We start from the raw sequence: 16,956 nt of genomic DNA, 5'->3' as shown, positions 1-16,956 counted from the left end.
AGTCGCGAAATCCTAGGCAGCACAACCGCTGGTGAACGTGGGAAAGCGCTGGCGCATAGAGGACACGTCCGCTACGCGACAGCGCTCAGCAAACCCCTACTTCTTCTTGCCACCACCGAGCAGATGGGTGATGTGGTCGCGCGCCTCGTCCCACTTGTCGGCGGGCAGCGAGCCACGCAGTACGGCGTACGCGAGCCAGAGTGCGAGCGCGTAGAACGGCAGACCGAGGCCGACCTTCGCGATGCCGAGCGCGTTCAGGCTGCCGGCCAGGTACAGCGGCACCTGGACGATCAGGCGGATCGCGAACAGCGCGACGAAGACCCAAGTGGCCCGGCTGAACCCCCGCAGCATCGCGGGGTCGCGACGCCACGCCGTACCGGTCTGGGTGATCAGGCCGTAGAGCACACCGAACAGCGGCCAGCGGATCAGCACGGTGATCAGGTAGAGCAGGCCGTACCCGACGTTGGTGAGCAGGCCGGGCAGGTAGACGTCCTCGGCGTTGCCGCTGCGATTCGCCACCCAGGCCGAGATCAGGACGCCGACGAAACCGCCGAGCACGTTCCGCAGTGGCTGCCGGCGGATCAGCCGCAGCACGGCGACCGCCGCACCGCAGGCGATCGCGACGATCAGCGCGAGCTTCAGGTCGTGGTCGGTGACGCCGTAGACGATCAGGAACGCGATCCACGGCAACCCGATGTCGAGCAGCGCACCCCAGCCACCCAGTGCCTGGAAGAAGTCCTTGTCGGTGCTCTTCGGACGCTCGTCCTTCGGCTCGTCGGTCAGCTCCGCCTCGGCCGCCTCGAGCTCCGGGCGGAGGATGTCGGCCAGCTCCTCGTCGGTGGGGTGCTTCGGCTGGTGCCCGCCCAGGTCCGGTGCGACGTGCCCGTCCAGGTCCCGGTCGGAGTCCTGACCGGCGCGCGGCTCAGCCATGCGCGGCCGTCGGTCGCAGCTCGTAGCGCGGGTTGAACATCACCCGGTCGCCGTCCACCACCCCGATCCGCCCGGAGGCGATCAGCTCCGAGCCGGGGTGGATGCCGGCGATCTTGCGCCGGCCGAGCCAGACCAGCTTCACCGTGCCGGTGCCGTCGTACAACTCGCCCTCCAGGGCCGGGACACCGCCGCGCGGGCTGAAGGTGATGGTCCGCAGCGTCCCGTACAGCGTCACCATCTCCCGGTCGTGACAACCGGTGATGGACCGCGCGCCACAGTCGTGGGCGAAGTCCTTGAGTACCTCGGCGTCCTGCTCGTCCTGGTCTCCGGCCAGGCCGCGGAACGCCCGTCGCCACAGTCCGGCGGGTTTGTCGCTCCCCATGCGAATCAGTGTAATCCGCGCGCGAGCGCGCCGGCGCAGTACTTGTGCACGGAGGATCAGGCCTCTTCCTCGGCGGCCGGCTGCGCACCCGCGGGCAGCTTCAGCGCGAGCGACTCACGCGGCGCCATCGGCTCCGAGCCACGGACCACGACGACGTTGCGGAAGGCCTGCTCCATCGGCGGCGCGGCCTCCGGCTCGACCGCCGCGCGACCGAGCACCGTGCCGCGCAGCAGCCAGCGCGGGCCGTCGATGCCGATCACCCGCGAGGTCTGGCTGAAGATCTGGCCCTCGGGGTCCTGGACCGGTACGACGAGCACGAGCTCGGTGCCGAACGGGCCGTCGGTCTCCGACGCCGTACCGCCCATCTTGGTGGCCTCGCCGGCGATCTCCTGGCGGACCTCGTCCCAGATGCCGGCCGTCCGCGGCGCGGCGAACGCGCGCAGCTCCAGCGCCGAGTCCTCCAGGACCAGCAGGATCGCCTGCACGTCACCGCTCTGCTCGTCGACCTGCAGCCGCAGCTCCATGCCCGGCAGGCCGGTGATCACCAGGGCCCCGAGGTCGATCCGGTCCTCGGCCTCCAGCGTCGCCGGGTCCACCTCGGTGATGTCGAACGGACCGCCGGTGGTGTCCTGCACGGACGCGGTGGTCGTGGACTCCTCGGCGTCACCGTCGCCGGCGGCGCTCTCCCCGGTCTCGTCCGCGGTCGTCTCCTCGACGGCGTCCACGGTCTCCCGGGTGTCCTCGTTCTTGGCCTTGCGGCGGAAGATCACTGCTCTTGCCTACTTCCTCGATCGTCAGTCTTCTGGGGGCGGCACGAACCCCGCCGTAGTCTCCCGTACCCGCAGGTCAGCGGGCTGCACCTGATCAGCGTGTCACACCACCGAAACCACCGGTCGAGCCGTGTCCCCCGGTACCGCGCGCGGAGCCCGGCAGGGTGGTCACCTCGACGAAGCGAGCCTTCTCGACCTGCTGCACGATCAGCTGCGCGATCCGGTCGCCACGGTGCAGGGTGACCTCGGCGTGCGGATCGTGGTTGACCAGGCAGACCTTGATCTCGCCGCGGTAGCCCGCATCCACTGTTCCCGGAGCGTTCACGATCGACACCCCGTGCTTGGCGGCCAGCCCGGACCGCGGGTGCACGAACGCGGCGTACCCGTCCTGCAGCGCGATCGCGATCCCGGTCCCGACCAGCTGCCGCTCCCCCGGCTTGAGCGTCACGTCGTGCGACGCGACCAGGTCCGCGCCGGCGTCTCCCGGGTGCGCGTACGCCGGCAGCGGCAGCTCGGGGTCGAGCCGCTGGATCAGTACCTCGGTCATGGGTTCACCTCGTAGTCGTGAACGGTTTCGGCCGTCAGATCAGTTCCGTGTTTCACGAAGTGCTCGGGCGGGACCACGACGAAAACAGCGTTGGCGCGCAGCGCGATGTTGCCGTCCGGCCCGTTGAGCCGGCCGATCGCCTTCGCGTACATCCGGCGTCCGGCGAACCCCAGGCAGGTCGCCGACAGGTGCAGCGTCGTACCGACCGGCACCGGGCGGATGTAGTCGGTCTCGAGCCGCCCGGTCACCATCGGGCGCCGCAGCAGCCAGGAGAGCCCGCCGAGCGTCTCGTCGAGCGCCAGCGCCAGTACGCCGCCGTGCGCGAGCCCAGGAGCACCCTGGTGGTCAGCTGTCACGGTGAACTCACCGGTGATGCTCACGTCGGCCCCGGCGGTCGACACCAGCCGCAACCCGGTCGGGTGCGACGGGCCGCAGGCCACGCAGCGCTCGTAGTGCGACGGCAGCACCGTGCCGGGAGCAGGAGCTTCCGGGTGACGCTCCGGCGGCTCCAGCTCACGCTGCGGGGTCGCAGAGCGGGTCGGTGGCTCGATCACGAGAGGCGACCCTACCTACGGCGTCTGTTGCGCCACATGCCAGGCTGGTGCTGTGACGAACTACAGGGAGCGGCTGAGCGTGCCGGTGCGCTGGTGGGTCATCGCCGCCCTGCTCGCCCTGACCATCTGGCTGATCGTCGCGGTCCCCGCGGGCCAGCCGGCCGGCCTCGTCGCCGGTGGGATCGTGGCGGCCGTGCTGACCGTCGTGTTCGTCCGGTACGGCGGTGCGCTGGTCGAGGTGGACGCCGAGCGGCTCCGCGCGGCGCAGGCGTCGATCGAGCGCGAGTACCTCGGCAAGGTCGAGGCCCTGACCGGTGAGGCGGTCCGGAACGCGTTCGGCCGCGACTGCGACCCGGCGGCGTACCTGGTGCTGCGCAGCTACGTGCGCGGCGCCGTACGGGTGGAGATCACCGACCCGCACGACCCGGCGCCGTACTGGCTGATCGCCACGCGGCACCCGGAGCAACTGGCTGCCGCCCTGACGCAGAACAGCGTGGCAAGATCCTGAGGAACAGCTGGATCAGCTAAGGAGGCAGTGGTGATCGGAGCCAAGATCGGCTGGAAGCTGGTGCTGGCGGTCTTCACGATGGTGGTCGGGCTGGTCGCCAACAAGGCGGTCACCACGGCCTGGAAGATCGGGTCCGGCGGCAAGCCGCCGAAGGGCAACGAGGCCGGGTACGTCGAGGTGGTCAGCTGGGCGGTGGCCAGCGGCGCGGCCGCGGCGGTGGCCAAGCGGTTCGCCGAGCAGCGGGCGGCGGCGTACTGGCTGAAGTCCACCGGGCACCTGCCGCCCGGGTTCGAGAAGGAAGCCGTGCAGGGCGCGGCCAAGGACGTCGTGAAGGCCTGAGAACGCACCAAGGGACCGGCCCCCGGAAGGGGGACGGTCCCGATTTGGTACGACTCAGCCGAGCAGGGCGACGGTGCTGCTGTTGTCAGGCAGCGCAGTCGCGGCAGATCAGCTGGCCGTTCTTGCTGTTCGCGAGCTGGCTGCGGTGGTGGACCAGGAAGCAGCTCGAACAGGTGAACTCGTCGGCCTGGCGCGGGAGAACCCGTACCGCCAGCTCCTCGTGGCTCAGGTCGGCGCCGGGCAGCTCGAAGCTCTCGGCCGCCTCGGCCTCGTCCTCGTCGACCTTGCCGGAGTTCTTGTCGTGACGGCGAGTCTTCAGCTCTTCGATCGACTCCTCGCTGGAGTCCTCGTCCGTCTTGCGCGGGGCGTCGTAGTCAGTCGCCATGGTGTTTCCCTGCCCTCTTCGTACCCGTGGTGTTGCCTGCTGAGCCCTGGAACGGATAACGCGCCCGAGAAATTCCGCCCGGAATCCTCTGGTCCCCCGAAACCCTTGACAGACAGGCTGGGACCGGACTCGCTTCCGCTCCCGAGGCAGGGATTGTGCCCTATAACCCGGCCATCGCGCGCGTCGGGGTCCACCTTCTGACCCGCGTGTCGAAGAAATTGTCAGGACCGAACAGAAGGTTGCGCGTTACCGCCCCGTACAAGCACTGCGCGTGCACGAACGAGCAGACGCTATGCGCGCAGCGGGTTCGCCGCCGCGAGCGCGTCGTGTAACGCATCGAACACCGCGGGCGTGGCCGCGATCGACATCTCCGGCGAGACCGGGGCGCCGTTCAGGCCACCGACCCGGGCGCCGGCCTCGGAGGCGACGAGCGCGCCGGCGCCGTAGTCCCAGGGGTTCAGCCCGCGCTCGTAGACCGCGTCCAGCCGGCCGCAGCCGACGTAGCAGAGGTCGATCGCGCCGACCCCGATCCGCCGGATGTCGCGGACCTCGGCGATCAACTGCTGAACCACCTCGGCCTGCACCAGCCGCCGGTCCGGGTCGTAGCCGAAGCCGGTGCCGACCAGGGCGCGGTCGAGCGACGTACAGTCCGAGACCCGGATCGGCTTGCCGTCCAGGAACGCGCCGCCGCCGAGCGTCGCGGTGAACACCTCACCCTTCGGCGCGTCCACCACCACCCCGGCCACCGTCACGCCGTCCTGCTCGACCGCGATCGAGACGGCGTACGTCGGGATGTCGTACAGGTAGTTCACCGTGCCGTCGATCGGGTCGACGACCCAGCGGACCCCGCTGGTCCCGTCGATGTCGTCGCCCTCCTCGCCGAGGAACGAGTCGTCCGGCCGCGCCTCGAGCACCCGGGCCCGGATCAGCTCCTCGGACTCGCGGTCGACGGCGGTGACGATGTCGGTCGCCGTGCTCTTGGTGTCGGCGACGGTGATCGTGCCGCGGCGCCGCTCGACGATCAGCTCGGCCGCCTCGGTGGCGACCGTGACGGCCAGCTTCAGCAGTTCCTGCGGGGTGCTCATGCGGTTTCCTTCGCGAGGGAGGTCTGGGAGGAGGTGGGGCGGCGCAGGGCCGGGCAGCAGTCGGGGCGGCAGTTGTCCCAGCCGGGACCCAGCTTGCCCACGCAGGGCCGCTCCGGCTGCTCACCGCGCTCGGCCTCGGCCCGCTCGACCACCAGGTCGCGCAGCATCGTCACGAACCGCGGGTCGGTGCCGGGCGTCGCCGCCCGGGCCATCGGCAGGCCCAGCTTGTCAGCGGTCGCCGCCGCCTCGGTGTCGAGGTCGTAGATGACTTCCATGTGGTCGCTGACGAACCCGATCGGCACCACGGCCACCCCGGGCACGCCGGCCGCGGCCAGCTCCTCCAGGTGGTCGTTGACGTCCGGCTCGAGCCACGGGACCTGCGGCGGGCCGGAGCGCGAGCAGTAGACCAGGTCGGTCCGCCGGGTGACGCCCGTACGCCGCTCCAGCTCGGCGGTGATCTCCGCCGCGACGTCCAGGTGCCAGCTGACGTAGCCGTCGCCGTCCGGGCCGCTGGTCGCGTTCATCGCGGTCGGGATCGAGTGCGTCACGTAGGCGATTGCGGCGCCCTCCGGCAGCTCGCTCAGCGCAGCAGCCGTCGACTCGACGAAGGACCCGACGAAGCCCGGGTGGTTCGCGTAGTGCCGCAGCTTGTCGATCACCGGCGCGTTCTCGACCGCCGCGGTCGCGTCGGCCAGGTTCTCCCGGTACTGCCGGCAGCCCGAGTACGACGGGTAGGCGCTCGTCACGATCACCACCGCGCGGCGGATCCCGTCGGCGGCCATCTCGCGCAGCGTGTCGGTCAGGTACGGCGCCCAGTTGCGGTTGCCCCAGTAGATCGGCAGATCCAGCCCGATCTCGGCGAACGACTCCCGCAGCGCGGCCAGCAGCGCGCGGTTCTGGTCGTTGATCGGGCTCTTGCCGCCGAAGCCGTAGTAGTGCTCGCCGACCTCCTTCAGCCGCTCGTCCGGGATGCCCCGGCCGCGGGTGACGTTCTGGAGGAACGGGAGCACGTCCTCGGGTTTCTCGGGACCACCGAAGGACAGCAGCAGCACGGCGTCGTACGGGGAAGGATCAGGCGACACGGGGTGGGGCATGTAACGAGTTTGTCAGGCCCGCCGGATACGGTGTGCACGGTCCCCCATGCTGAAGCCCTACTACCACCTCATGCGCCGTCCCGGTGCCGCCGCGTTCTGCGCCGCCGGGATCCTCGGGCGTATGCCGATCTCGATGATCGGCCTCGGCATCGTGATCCTGATCGCCCAGGAGAGCGGCTCGTACGGACTGGCCGGAGCGGTCTCCGGCGTCGCCGTGGTCGCCGGTGCGATCACCGGGCCGATCCAGGGCCGACTGGTCGACCGCTTCGGGCAGCGCAGCCTGCTGCTGATCGGCAGCGTGCTGTGCACCGTCGGGCTGGCCGGGCTGCTGCTGGCCGTCCGGGCCGACGCTCCGACCGCCGTGCTCTACCTGCTCTCGTTCCTTGCCGGTGGCACCCGTCCGCAGGTCGGCTCGTTCGTCCGAGCGCGCTGGACGCACCTGCTCGGCCGCGGCCGAGCGCTGCAGACCGCGTTCGCGCTGGAGGCAGTCGGCGACGAGGTGGTCTTCATCATCGGGCCGGTGCTCGTCACCGCCCTGGCAACACAGGTGAGCCCGTACGTCGCTCTGGCGACCGCTGGTGTGCTCGGGCTGGGCGGTGGGATCTGGCTGGCGCTGCTGCGGCGTTCTGATCCCCCTGGCCGTGGCAAGGCGGACGGCGCCGAGCAGGCCCCGCTGCCGTGGCTGTCGCTGATGCTGCTGTCGCTGATCGGTCTGGGGCTCGGGGCGACGCTGGGGAGCGCTGAGGTCGTCACGGTGGCGTTCACGGCCGAGCAGGGGCAGCCGGGGATGTCCGGCGTCGTACTGGCGGTGTGGGCGTTCGGGTCGCTGCTGGCCGGGCTCTGGTACGGCTCAGTGCACTGGCGGGCGCCGGTGGAGCGGCGGCTGCTGATCGGGACGATCCTGCTGGCGATCTCGCTGGCGCCGCTGCCGTGGGTCGGCAACACCGTCGTACTGGGTGGGGTGCTGTTCTGCGCCGGGCTGACGATCGCGCCGACGATGGTGGCGGTCACCGCGTGCGTCGAGGAGTGGGTCCCGCCGCAGCGGTTGACCGAGGCGATCACGTGGACGGTCACCGGGATCCTGCTGGGAGTTGCGCCGGGCAACGCGGCGGCTGGTCACGCGGTCGACCTGTGGGGCGCGTCGTCGGCGTACTGGGTGCCGGTGTCGATCGGGGTGCTGTGCGCTGGGGTGGCCGGGGTCTCGATCGCGTTCGCTCGACCGAAGACGGTGTTCGCGCACAACTAGCGCGGGAGTGGGGCGTTCCAGCCGCGGCGGATCGCCAGCAGGCGGATGAGGAAGCAGATCACCGCGGCCATGATCGGGACCCAGAGCTGGTGGTAGTCGAGCTCGATCGCGACCACGACGATCGCGGCGCCGAGGAAGGCCGGGGTCGCGTAGATCTCCGACCGCAGCACCACCGGTACGCGGCCGGACAGCACGTCGCGGACGACACCGCCACCGATACCGGAGATCGTGCCGAGCAGAGCGGCCGGCAACGGCGAGAGCCCGAAACTGCTCGCCTTCACCGCGCCGGTCACGCAGAACAGCGCGAGGCCGGCCGCGTCGAAGATGTTCACCATCCGCTCGACGCGCCCGATCCGCGGGTGCAGGAAGAACGTCAGCAGCCCGGCCGCGACGGGCACCACCAGGTACCGCCAGTCCTGCAGCGCCGCGGGCGGCGTCGCGCCGATCAGCACGTCCCGGAGGAAGCCGCCGCCCAGCCCGGTCACCATCGCCAGCACCTGGATGCCGAACACGTCCAGCTTCTTCCGTACGCCGACCAGCGCCCCGGTGATCCCGAACACGAAGATCCCCACCAGATCCAGCACCTGCAGCACCACCGACCCGTCCATGCTGCGCACGCTAACCGTCCACAGGCTGGTGCAATCGAGAGGCACGCTGAGGCCCGCGAGGGTTAGGGTCGGCGCCATGCCCGGTCCCCCAGTCGTCGACTACACCGCCACGTCCACCCGCCCAGGCTGGGACGCACTTCCCGGCGCTCTCCAGCACTCCCTGGCCGTTGCCCTAGGCACCGAGATCGCCCACGTCGGGCCTTCGGTCACCTCGGGCTTCACCGGCGGCTTCGCAGCGCCGGTGGACCTGGCCGACGGCCGCCAGGTCTTCGTCAAGGCGGCACCGGACACCCTGCACGCCTACCGCGCCTACCAACGCGAGGCCGAGATCGTCCCGCAGCTACCGGCCGCCATCCGCGTTCCCCGCATCGCCGCGACGGCATCTGAGGCTTCTTGGTTCGCCGTTGCTTCTGAGCGAGTCGACGGCCGTATGCCGGGCAGCCCCTGGAACGTCGACGACTTCGCCGCGGTCACCAGCGCCTGCGAGACGATGGCCGACGCCCTCACCCCCACTCCCCTCGCCGGGCTCGACGTACTCGTCGACGACATCGCCTCCGGCGGCTGGCCGATCGAGCTGCCGGCGCAGATCCTCGCCGGCGACCGCCCGCTCCCCGCCGGCTTCCAGCCCTGGCTCCCCGCCGTACTCCGCGAGCTCGGCGACCTCATCGCGCTCTACCCCGAGGCCCTGGCCGGCGACACCGCCATGCACAACGACCTCCGCCCCGACAACCTGCTCATCGACCGGCACGGCGCCTGCTGGACGGTCGACTGGAACTGGCTCGGCCTCGGCCCCAACTGGTTCGACTGGTCGTGTCTGCTCCCGATCGCGCAGTACGAAGGCATCGACACCCAGGCGGCGATCAGCAAGTCCCCGCTGACCGCCGACGTCCCGCCCGACCACCTCGACTGCGGCGCAGCGCTCGTCGCGGCGTACATGCTCGACCACCTGGACACGCCTCCCCCACTCGGCTGCACCCCGGAACTACGGAGGCACCAGCGCCTGTACGCCTGGACCTTCCTCGACTGGCTGGCGCTGCGCAGAGGCTGGGCCGCCTAGTCCAGGTGGAAGCCCAGCTCCCGGGCCGCCTTCGTCGGTACTGGGTCGGCCCACCGGTTCGCGTAGTTCGCCGCCGTCGCCAGCGAGCGCGGCTCCAGCTTGTCGACGTACACAATTCCGCTCAGGTGATCCGTCTCGTGCTGGAAGATCCGCGCCTGCCAGCCGGACAGCTCCCGCTTCACCCGCTCACCGGCGACGTCCGTGTAGTCCGCGTCGACCTTCAGCGGCCGGTTCACCACCGCGGTGTAGCCGGGCATGCTCAAGCACCCCTCGTAGAAGCCGCGCAGACTCCGCCCGACCGCCTCGTACGACGGGTTGATCGCGGTGAAGAACTCCAGCGGGTACCGCTCGCGGGCCTCCGCGACCTCGTCCGGCACCGGCGCCGGGTCCTCCATGACGGCCATCCGCAACGAGATCCCGACCTGCGGCGCGGCCACGCCGACACCCGGTGCGGCCCGCATCGTCCGCTTCAGCAGCTCGACGAACTCACCGAGCAGCTCGTCGCCGAGCTGTCCGTCGTACGGCTCGGCCTGCTGCCGCAGTACCGGGTCGCCGAGCGCGACGATCGGCGCGACGTCGTCGCGGTACAGCTCGACCAGCGCCTCGACGCGGTTTTTCAGAGTGCTCACCGAAGACACACTAAGATCGTATACATGACCAAGGGTCCGGTGACGCGCTACAAAGTCGAGGTTCAGGACGGCGAGAAGACGTCGCGGCGCGAGGACGTGGTGGTGACCGAGGAGCCGCTCGAGCTCCGGCTGGAGTGGCCGGGCCGGCCTCCGGAAGCGCTGGTCGTGACGATGCGCACGCCGGGCTCCGACTTCGAGCTCGCCGCCGGGTTCTGCCTGGCCGAGGGGTTCGCCGTCCGCCAGGACGCGATCCGGACGGTCGCCTACTGCACCGACGTCGTGCTGACCCGCGAGCAGCAGTTCAACACCGTGACGGTCACCTTCGACGGCCCGCCGGACCGCGAGCCCCCGCAGCGGTACGGCGTGACGTCCGCCGCGTGCGGTGTCTGCGGTCAGCAGAGCCTCGACGAGCTCGCCGAGCGCGAGTACGAGCCGGTCGACCCGGTCGAGGCGCCGCTCGACCTCGTGCTGCGGCTGCCCGACCTGCTCCGCGACGCCCAGCCGACGTTCGGCCGTACCGGCGGTCTGCACGCCGCCGGGCTGTTCACCAACGACGGCCGCAAGGTGATCGTCAAGGAGGACGTCGGCCGGCACAACGCGGTCGACAAGGTCGTCGGCTGGACCGTGCTCAACCAGCACAGCCGCAAGGGCCTGATCCTGACCCTGAGCGGCCGCGCGGGCTACGAGCTGGTGCAGAAGTCGGTCGCCGCCGGGATCGGCATGATCGTCGCGGTCGGCGCGCCGTCGAGCCTGGCCGTCGACCTGGCCCGTAAGTTCGGCATCACGCTCGTCGGCTTCACCCGCGGCGAGCGGTGTGTGATCTACAGCGCACCCGAGCGCGTCCTGCGCTGACCCATCCGCCCCGGGCGCGGCTCCGAAGCTCTTCCGACCAGTTGTGACGAGCGAAGAGGATGCCCGTGAGCGGAGAGTCGACAGCCCTCCCGTGGCCGGTGGTGACCGGCCCCGGAGGTACGACGCCGGCCGAGCTGATGGCCCGGGTGGCCCGCGGTGACGCCGACGCGTTCGCGCACCTGTACGACCAGATGGCGCCGCGGGTGTTCGGCCTGATCCGCCGGGTGCTGCGCAACCCGGCCCAGTCCGAGGAAGTCACCCAGGAGGTGATGGTCGAGGTCTGGCGGACCGCCACCCGGTACGACGCCGACCGCGGCTCCCCGACGTCCTGGATCCTGACGATGGCGCACCGGCGCGCGATCGACCGGGTCCGCTCCGAGCAGTCGGCCACCGACCGGGAGCAGGCCGTCGCGGCGGCCAGCAGCAGCACGGCGTACGACGAGGTCTCGGAAGCGGTCACCACGAACCTGGAGGTCGAGCAGGTCAGGCACTGCCTGTCCGCGCTGACCGAGCTGCAGCGGGAGTCGGTCACGCTGGCCTACTACGGCGGCTACTCCTACCGTGAGGTGGCCGAACTGCTCGACGCCAAACTGGCGACGATCAAAGCACGCATGCGCGACGGCCTGATCCGGCTGCGCGACTGCCTGGGTGTGACGGGGAGGTGAGGGCCATGACGACACCGGACGTGCACATGCTGACCGGTCCCTACGTACTGAACGCACTGCCCGAGGACGAGCGGATCGGGTTCGAGGCACACCTCGCCGACTGCCCGTCGTGCAGCTCCGAGGTGGCCGAGCTGCGAGAGGCGGCCAACAAACTCGGTACGGCGGTCGCCACGCCGCCACCGGCCGCGCTGAAGTCCCGGGTGCTGTCGGAGATCGCGGTGACCCGGCAGCTGCCGCCGATCGTGCGGCAGACCGACGACGACCCGCAGCCGGCGCGCCAGGCCCCAGCCACCGCCGACGTGCCGCACCGCGCGCCCGCTCAGCGCCGCTCCCGCCGCTCGATGCTTGCACTGGCCGCTGCCTTCCTGGCGATCGCCGGTGTCGGTGGCGTTGCCATCGACCAGTACCGCGACAGCCAGCGCGTCGAGCAGCAGAACCAGGACCTGGCCGGGCTCCTGGCCCAGCCGGACGCCCGCACGGCTCGCGCCTCTGTCACCGGCGGCGGCAGCGCCGCAGTAGTCATGTCAGCCAACCAGGACCGAGCCATCGTCCTCCTGCGCGGCCTGCCGAAACTCCCGGACGGCAAGACCTACCAGCTGTGGCTGATGGACAAGTCCCTCACCCCGCACTCGGCCGGCCTCGCCACCCCGGAGGCAACCAGGCTGATCACCGGCGGCGTCAAGGACAAGACCGCCCTCGGCATCACCGTCGAGAACTCCCCCGGCGCGATCACCCCGACCGAGCCGATCATCGCCATGGTGCAGATGGCCTAGGGCTCCACCCAGGGCAACCTTCGCCGAGCTACTGCAGCTTGATGAACGTTGCCCTGGGCACGTACTCGTAGCGGTCCGGCATGCAGGTCAGGATGATCACCTGGCCGTGGTCGCCGGCCCGGCCGAGCAGGGTGCCCATGTCGCGCAGGCGGGCCTTGTCGGACCAGCCGAGGGCGTCGTCGAAGATCACCGGGACGCTGTTCTCGGTGGTGCTGACCAGGTGGCTGATCGCCAGCCGGGTGATGATCGCCAGCTGCTCCTGCGCACCGGTGGACAGCGACTCGACCCGCAGCCGGTTGCCCTCCAGCTCGCGCTCGGCGACGGCCAGGTCGTCGTCCAGCCAGACCCGGAACGTCGGCCCGTAGACACTGCGCCCGAGCGCCTCGATCCTGGTCTGCAACGGCTCCGAGTACTTCGTCTGCGCCGCGGCCCGGTGCCGCCCCAGCGTCTCGTGCACCCGCCGCGCGGCTTCGGCCCGGCGCTGCAGGTTCTCGTGCTCGGCCCGTACGCCGGCCAGCTCGAGCTCGGCGGTGTCCTGCCGAGTCGCCAGCCCGTCGCGGCCCGACTGCTCCAGCCGGCCCTCCGTCGTACGCAGCGAGTCGCGCAGGGTGTCCCGATCGCTCTGCAGCCGCCCAGCGACCGCTAGCGCGTCAGCCAGCTCACCCTCGACGTGGTCCGCACCAGCGGCGTCCACCTGCTCCTGTACGGCGGTCAGCTCCTCCAGCACCGCCTCTACCTCACCGGTGGCCTGCTCCTCGGCCGCGTCGACATCCTCGTCGGCCAGCACCGCCCGGGCCGCCTCCAACGAGGCCGTCGCCGCAGCAACGCGCTCAGCCGCCAGCTCCGCCCGGGCCCGCGCCTGCTGCGCTTCCGACCGGTCCTCGTCCGCAGCCTTCCGCGCCTGCGCCGCAGCGAACTCCGCGTCGGTCAGCAACCGCTCAGCCGTCGCCAGCTCGGACCGCGCCTCCTCCAGCGCCCGCTGCGCACCGGACAGGTCGTCGGGCGCCAGCGGCTCCGGCATCACCAGGTCCTCGAAGTCGAAGGTGTCCTCGGCGAACTCCTCGAACAGCGACATCTGCCCCGGTACGTTCTCCACCGCGGGCTGCTGCTTGCCCTTCGGCGCCTCTTCCTCTTCCTCAGCCGGCTCCTCGCCGACGCCCAACCGGGCGCACAGCAAGGCGATCCGCTCAACCGGGTCCCCACCAGCGGTCAACGACTTCTCCGTACGCCGGGCCTCCTGCAGCTCCGCCGACGCCGTGTCGCTCTTCCGCAGCGACTCCCGCGCAGCAGGCAGGTCCCTGACCTTCGCCCGCTTCAGCAGGTCCGTCTCACGCCGTACGGCCTCGTCGACCAGCGATCGCAGCGACGCCGCGTCCCCACCGGCCCGGACCGTCACCTCCACCTGGCCCGGCACACCCACGTGCAGCGCACCTGAGACCAGCAGAGACACCTCAGCACCCTCAGCCAGCTCCGCCGGCACCTTGGCGCCACCAGCGTCCAGCCCGGTCCCCTCCAGCGAGACCGGCTCCGCACCAACCCGTCGTACCGACACCTCCGGTACGCCGGCCGCCAGCGCCGCACGCGCCTCGACGACCCTGGCGCGCGCGTCCTCCAGCTCGGCGACCAGCGCGTCGGTCACCTTGATCCCGTCGAGCACCCGCGATGCGGCAGCGATCCGGGTCCGCACATCGGCCAGCTCGGCCTGCTGGCCGGTCAGCCGGTCCAGCTCGGCGCGGTCCATCAGCTCGGACACCCGCTGCTCGGCATGCTGCACGTCGCCGCGCCGGTCGTCCTTCAGCTCGACCACCTCGGCCAGCGCGGCCTCGGCGGCGTGCAGTGTGTCGGTGGAGGCCTTGGCGACCTTCTCCGCCTCGGCCCTCAGCTCGGTGAACTCACCGGCCGCGGCGGTGAACCGCTCGACCTCCGCCAGCAGCCGTTCGCGCTCCAGCCGCGTCCGGGTGTGGTTCTCCAGCCGGGCGCGCGCCGTCTCGGCCCTGGCGCGCACCGAGTCCCGCCGGAGCAGGATCTCGTCGGTCTCCTTCTTGCGGACCCGCAGCGCCTCGACGGACTTCAGGTGCTCGGCCAGGCGGCCGCTGAGGTCCTCCAGGTCGAGCGCGAGCCGCTCGGCCCGGCGGATGTCGGCGACGACCTCCTCCATCGCCTTGGCTGCCTGGGCGGATCGCAGCTCGGCGGCGGTCACTGCCTGCGCCGACTTGGCGAAGTCACCGGTCGGTCGGCCGCGCGGCGTCCAGTAGCGGAGGAACTCGTGCTCGACGGCCGAGACCAGCGGCATCGAGGCGCCGTCGACCGGCGTACCGGACTCGGCGGTGACGGCGGTGATCAGCGGCTCGGCGTCCGCCGGGGTCGGCAGGACCAGCGACTGGCCCTGGCTGACCATCAGCGTCTGCCAGAGCACCGGGTCGACGTTCTCGGTGAAGAGCCGGTCGGCCTCGTTGTGGGCCTCGCGGCCGGTGAACGACGCGCGGCTGCCGTCCGGCGCGACGACGGACAGCTCGGTGGACCGGTTCTTCAGCCAGCGCTTGGTGTAGGTCAGCTCGCGGCCGCCCAGCGTCAGCTCGACGGTCACCTCGGGCGCGACGTCGTGGCCGACCGGCTGCACGTCGGTGATCCGCTTCGACTTGGAGTCGTCGGGCAGCTGGAAGACCAGCGCGAACGCCTCGACCAGGCTGGACTTGCCGACCTCGTTGTCGCCGACGACGACCGTCGTACCGATCGCGGGCAGCTGGACGGTCCGGTCCGCGACGCCGCGGAAGTTCCGCAGCGTCAGGCTGTGCAGTCTCATCCGGCGTCCCTGGCCAGGCGGTGCATCAGGGTCAGCGCGGCACCCGCCGACTCGTCGCCACCGGCGAGCGCCTGGCGCAGCTCCTCCATCGCCGCCCGGGCCGGGCCGCTCAGCTGCAGCGCGTCCAGGTCGGCGGCCTCCGGCGCGGGCCGGACGGTCCAGAACTTGGGCCACTTCTCCACACTGGCGAACACCTCGCCGAGCGCGTCGATCGTCGCGTCCAGCCGGCTCATCAGCGGCAACGGCAGCGACCCGTCAGCGGCCAGCCGCACGTACGTCCGCTCCTTGTCCGGCAGCTCGGCGAACCAGTCCTCCAGCGCCTTCAGCGACTCCTCGCCGTCCAGCTCGACGTGGTGCTCGACCATGTGCCACGCACCGACCCGCTGCGGCTCGACGGTGATCGAGTCACCGGACAGCGTCACGGCCAGGACGTTGCCCGGGTCGGTCTCCTCCGGCGCGGTGACCTCCTGCGTCCCGGAGAACCAGATCCGCTCGGTCACCTCGGTCGTCGAGTGCCGGTCACCGAGCCCGACGTACTGCAGCCGCCCGTCCGCGACCGCGGCCTCGAGCGCCGCCTGGTCGATGGTCGGTACGTCGGACATGCCGCCGCTGAGGCTGGTCAGCTGCCCGTGCGCGAGCAGGATCCGCCGTACGGGGCGCTGCCCCTCGTCCTTCGCGCTGCCCGCACCGCCCGCGCCTCGCTTCGCGCCGGCCGCGCCGCTCTTCGCACTCTGCGCGACGGGCGTGAGCCCGGCGTAGCCCGGCGCCGCCGGGTCCGACACCGGCCGCCGCGAACGCCAGGGCGCCCCGACGATCTCCACCCCCGGCACGATCTCCAGCGGCGTCTCGTCAGTGATCACCGTGACGTGCTCCGGCTTGTGCGCGGCCCACTGCGCCGACGTCCACAACGACCCCGGCTCCAGCGCGTCGTGGTTCCCCGGTAGCAGCACCACCGGCACCGGAATCCGCTTCAGCGCCTCACAAGCCCGCAGGATCGTCTGCCGCTCGACCTGGTTGTGCTCGAACACGTCCCCGGTCACCACCAGGAACCGCGCCCCGACCCGCTCCGCGACCTCACCGATCCGCGCGACAGCGTCCAGCCGCGCCTGACCCCACCGGGCCTGACCGTCCGGCCCCAGGAACCGGCGCATCATCCCCAGCTGCCAGTCCGAACTGTGCAGAAACGTGATCGATTCGTCCATCGCGCGAGAACGCTAACCCGACCCGGCGACTACCGCCCAACCCAACACACCCACAACCCGTGACCGCCCGGCATCCGAACACCCATTCGGACTTTTCCGGTCTAGTCTTCTACCATGACGCGCCCTTGGTCGATCACCGCCGGCACCGGTCTGCTGGTCGCTCTCACCGCCGGGTACGGCGTGAAATCGGCCCTCACGTTCACCCGCGGCGGCACCCTCGGTTTCGTCTTCCTGGTCGCGGCGCTAGCCGCCGCGTACGCGACGTACGGACTGCTCCGCGGCAAGACGCTCGGCCACAAGTGCGCCCTGCTCGTCGGCGGCCTCACATTCCCGTACGGCCTGATCTCCCTCCCGCTCGGCCTCGCCTTCGCCGCCGCCGGGATCGCCCTCGTCTACCTGCTCTCCTTCCCCCAGGGCTCGCGCCGCTGGTACACCACCCACCGCACCCCGTCCCAGGCCGACTCCGACCGCCTGCACGTGGACTTCTGATATCCGGTTGCCGGTCCACCCCGCGGCCCGGAAGGATT

General features: G+C 71.1%; 20 protein-coding genes. 8 read left to right on the top strand and 12 right to left on the bottom strand.

The features are described from left to right. Positions 1-96: 96 nt before the first annotated feature. From ACZ6Z4_RS29185 to ACZ6Z4_RS29165, 5 genes are all read right to left on the bottom strand, one after another. Positions 97-930, bottom strand: a complete 834-nt coding sequence (locus ACZ6Z4_RS29185; protein ID WP_465570937.1) for a DUF3159 domain-containing protein — start codon at positions 928-930, stop codon at positions 97-99. Continuing rightward, positions 923-1,312: an OB-fold nucleic acid binding domain-containing protein gene (locus tag ACZ6Z4_RS29180; protein WP_184794433.1), complete on the bottom strand. Its 390-nt coding sequence runs from the start codon at positions 1,310-1,312 to the stop codon at positions 923-925. Before ACZ6Z4_RS29180 ends, ACZ6Z4_RS29185 begins: the two co-directional genes overlap by 8 nt. Before the next feature lie 56 nt (positions 1,313-1,368). Next, a complete protein-coding gene (locus ACZ6Z4_RS29175) occupies positions 1,369-2,082 on the bottom strand; it encodes a DUF3710 domain-containing protein (RefSeq protein ID WP_465570928.1) in 714 nt (237 codons plus the stop codon). A gap of 94 nt (positions 2,083-2,176) precedes the next feature. Further along, a complete protein-coding gene (dut, locus tag ACZ6Z4_RS29170; protein WP_465570923.1) occupies positions 2,177-2,629 on the bottom strand; it encodes a dUTP diphosphatase in 453 nt (150 codons plus the stop codon). Next, positions 2,626-3,183, bottom strand: coding sequence for a PaaI family thioesterase (locus ACZ6Z4_RS29165; protein ID WP_465570918.1), 558 nt, complete (start codon positions 3,181-3,183; stop codon positions 2,626-2,628). The genes dut and ACZ6Z4_RS29165 overlap by 4 nt, the downstream gene beginning before the upstream one ends. 52 nt (positions 3,184-3,235) lie before the next feature. Between ACZ6Z4_RS29165 and ACZ6Z4_RS29160 the strand changes: the two genes are divergently transcribed. Together ACZ6Z4_RS29160 and ACZ6Z4_RS29155 are read left to right on the top strand one after the other, a co-directional pair. Then, the gene (locus ACZ6Z4_RS29160; RefSeq protein ID WP_465570914.1) at positions 3,236-3,691 is read left to right on the top strand and encodes a DUF3093 domain-containing protein; all 456 of its coding nucleotides are present in this window, start codon (positions 3,236-3,238) and stop codon (positions 3,689-3,691) included. A gap of 30 nt (positions 3,692-3,721) precedes the next feature. After that, the gene (locus tag ACZ6Z4_RS29155; RefSeq protein WP_465570909.1) at positions 3,722-4,030 is read left to right on the top strand and encodes a DUF4235 domain-containing protein; all 309 of its coding nucleotides are present in this window, start codon (positions 3,722-3,724) and stop codon (positions 4,028-4,030) included. Between the two features lie 85 nt (positions 4,031-4,115). Here ACZ6Z4_RS29155 and ACZ6Z4_RS29150 read toward each other — a convergent pair whose 3' ends face one another. From ACZ6Z4_RS29150 to ACZ6Z4_RS29140, 3 genes are all read right to left on the bottom strand, one after another. Then, positions 4,116-4,415 carry a DUF4193 domain-containing protein gene (locus ACZ6Z4_RS29150; protein WP_012921380.1) on the bottom strand — a complete coding sequence of 100 codons (300 nt, stop codon included), beginning with the start codon at positions 4,413-4,415 and terminating at the stop codon, positions 4,116-4,118. A 290-nt stretch (positions 4,416-4,705) separates the two neighbouring features. Continuing rightward, positions 4,706-5,500 carry an inositol monophosphatase family protein gene (locus ACZ6Z4_RS29145; RefSeq protein WP_465570897.1) on the bottom strand — a complete coding sequence of 265 codons (795 nt, stop codon included), beginning with the start codon at positions 5,498-5,500 and terminating at the stop codon, positions 4,706-4,708. Beyond that, positions 5,497-6,594 carry a ferrochelatase gene (locus ACZ6Z4_RS29140; protein WP_465570890.1) on the bottom strand — a complete coding sequence of 366 codons (1,098 nt, stop codon included), beginning with the start codon at positions 6,592-6,594 and terminating at the stop codon, positions 5,497-5,499. The genes ACZ6Z4_RS29145 and ACZ6Z4_RS29140 overlap by 4 nt, the downstream gene beginning before the upstream one ends. A gap of 46 nt (positions 6,595-6,640) precedes the next feature. On the opposite strand from ACZ6Z4_RS29140, the gene ACZ6Z4_RS29135 reads away from it, so the two are divergent. Continuing rightward, positions 6,641-7,840 (top strand): MFS transporter, encoded by a 1,200-nt coding sequence (locus ACZ6Z4_RS29135; RefSeq protein ID WP_465570882.1) that lies wholly within the window; start codon positions 6,641-6,643, stop codon positions 7,838-7,840. Here the strand turns inward: ACZ6Z4_RS29135 and ACZ6Z4_RS29130 are convergent. Next, a complete protein-coding gene (locus ACZ6Z4_RS29130; protein ID WP_465570879.1) occupies positions 7,837-8,448 on the bottom strand; it encodes a trimeric intracellular cation channel family protein in 612 nt (203 codons plus the stop codon). The genes ACZ6Z4_RS29135 and ACZ6Z4_RS29130 overlap by 4 nt on opposite strands. A gap of 76 nt (positions 8,449-8,524) precedes the next feature. Between ACZ6Z4_RS29130 and ACZ6Z4_RS29125 the strand changes: the two genes are divergently transcribed. Further along, positions 8,525-9,505, top strand: coding sequence for a phosphotransferase family protein (locus ACZ6Z4_RS29125; RefSeq protein WP_465570876.1), 981 nt, complete (start codon positions 8,525-8,527; stop codon positions 9,503-9,505). Here the strand turns inward: ACZ6Z4_RS29125 and ACZ6Z4_RS29120 are convergent. Beyond that, positions 9,502-10,134: a peptide deformylase gene (locus ACZ6Z4_RS29120; RefSeq protein WP_465570871.1), complete on the bottom strand. Its 633-nt coding sequence runs from the start codon at positions 10,132-10,134 to the stop codon at positions 9,502-9,504. The genes ACZ6Z4_RS29125 and ACZ6Z4_RS29120 overlap by 4 nt on opposite strands. A gap of 24 nt (positions 10,135-10,158) precedes the next feature. Here ACZ6Z4_RS29120 and fdhD point away from each other — a divergent pair, with 24 nt between their 5' ends. The 3 genes from fdhD to ACZ6Z4_RS29105 all read left to right on the top strand — a co-directional run bounded on the left by fdhD (position 10,159) and on the right by ACZ6Z4_RS29105 (position 12,424). Then, positions 10,159-10,986: a formate dehydrogenase accessory sulfurtransferase FdhD gene (gene fdhD / locus ACZ6Z4_RS29115; RefSeq protein WP_465570867.1), complete on the top strand. Its 828-nt coding sequence runs from the start codon at positions 10,159-10,161 to the stop codon at positions 10,984-10,986. A 65-nt stretch (positions 10,987-11,051) separates the two neighbouring features. Beyond that, complete coding sequence (locus tag ACZ6Z4_RS29110; RefSeq protein ID WP_465570863.1) at positions 11,052-11,651, top strand: sigma-70 family RNA polymerase sigma factor; 600 nt, start codon at positions 11,052-11,054, stop codon at positions 11,649-11,651. Between the two features lie 5 nt (positions 11,652-11,656). Then, a complete protein-coding gene (locus tag ACZ6Z4_RS29105; protein ID WP_465570856.1) occupies positions 11,657-12,424 on the top strand; it encodes an anti-sigma factor in 768 nt (255 codons plus the stop codon). 28 nt (positions 12,425-12,452) lie between these two features. Here ACZ6Z4_RS29105 and ACZ6Z4_RS29100 read toward each other — a convergent pair whose 3' ends face one another. Next, positions 12,453-15,227: an AAA family ATPase gene (locus tag ACZ6Z4_RS29100; RefSeq protein WP_465570851.1), complete on the bottom strand. Its 2,775-nt coding sequence runs from the start codon at positions 15,225-15,227 to the stop codon at positions 12,453-12,455. Beyond that, complete coding sequence (locus ACZ6Z4_RS29095) at positions 15,224-16,429, bottom strand: metallophosphoesterase family protein (RefSeq protein WP_465570848.1); 1,206 nt, start codon at positions 16,427-16,429, stop codon at positions 15,224-15,226. The genes ACZ6Z4_RS29100 and ACZ6Z4_RS29095 overlap by 4 nt, the downstream gene beginning before the upstream one ends. 114 nt (positions 16,430-16,543) lie before the next feature. Between ACZ6Z4_RS29095 and ACZ6Z4_RS29090 the strand changes: the two genes are divergently transcribed. Further along, positions 16,544-16,918, top strand: coding sequence for a hypothetical protein (locus tag ACZ6Z4_RS29090; protein ID WP_465570845.1), 375 nt, complete (start codon positions 16,544-16,546; stop codon positions 16,916-16,918). The last annotated feature ends 38 nt before the right edge of the window (positions 16,919-16,956 follow it).

It is taken from the genome of Kribbella sp. NPDC104740, assembly GCF_055583505.1.
This window is presented reverse-complemented; position numbering and strand designations above follow the sequence as displayed.

Coding starts and splice junctions, on each gene's coding strand:
- ACZ6Z4_RS29185 (WP_465570937.1), bottom strand. CDS start 930: ATGGCTGAGCCGCGCGCCGGTCAGGACTCCGACCGGGACCTGGACGGG.
- ACZ6Z4_RS29180 (WP_184794433.1), bottom strand. CDS start 1,312: ATGGGGAGCGACAAACCCGCCGGACTGTGGCGACGGGCGTTCCGCGGC.
- dut (WP_465570923.1), bottom strand. CDS start 2,629: ATGACCGAGGTACTGATCCAGCGGCTCGACCCCGAGCTGCCGCTGCCG.
- ACZ6Z4_RS29150 (WP_012921380.1), bottom strand. CDS start 4,415: ATGGCGACTGACTACGACGCCCCGCGCAAGACGGACGAGGACTCCAGC.
- ACZ6Z4_RS29145 (WP_465570897.1), bottom strand. CDS start 5,500: ATGAGCACCCCGCAGGAACTGCTGAAGCTGGCCGTCACGGTCGCCACC.
- ACZ6Z4_RS29140 (WP_465570890.1), bottom strand. CDS start 6,594: ATGCCCCACCCCGTGTCGCCTGATCCTTCCCCGTACGACGCCGTGCTG.
- ACZ6Z4_RS29135 (WP_465570882.1), top strand. CDS start 6,641: ATGCTGAAGCCCTACTACCACCTCATGCGCCGTCCCGGTGCCGCCGCG.
- ACZ6Z4_RS29130 (WP_465570879.1), bottom strand. CDS start 8,448: ATGGACGGGTCGGTGGTGCTGCAGGTGCTGGATCTGGTGGGGATCTTC.
- ACZ6Z4_RS29125 (WP_465570876.1), top strand. CDS start 8,525: ATGCCCGGTCCCCCAGTCGTCGACTACACCGCCACGTCCACCCGCCCA.
- fdhD (WP_465570867.1), top strand. CDS start 10,159: ATGACCAAGGGTCCGGTGACGCGCTACAAAGTCGAGGTTCAGGACGGC.
- ACZ6Z4_RS29105 (WP_465570856.1), top strand. CDS start 11,657: ATGACGACACCGGACGTGCACATGCTGACCGGTCCCTACGTACTGAAC.
- ACZ6Z4_RS29100 (WP_465570851.1), bottom strand. CDS start 15,227: ATGAGACTGCACAGCCTGACGCTGCGGAACTTCCGCGGCGTCGCGGAC.
- ACZ6Z4_RS29095 (WP_465570848.1), bottom strand. CDS start 16,429: ATGGACGAATCGATCACGTTTCTGCACAGTTCGGACTGGCAGCTGGGG.
- ACZ6Z4_RS29090 (WP_465570845.1), top strand. CDS start 16,544: ATGACGCGCCCTTGGTCGATCACCGCCGGCACCGGTCTGCTGGTCGCT.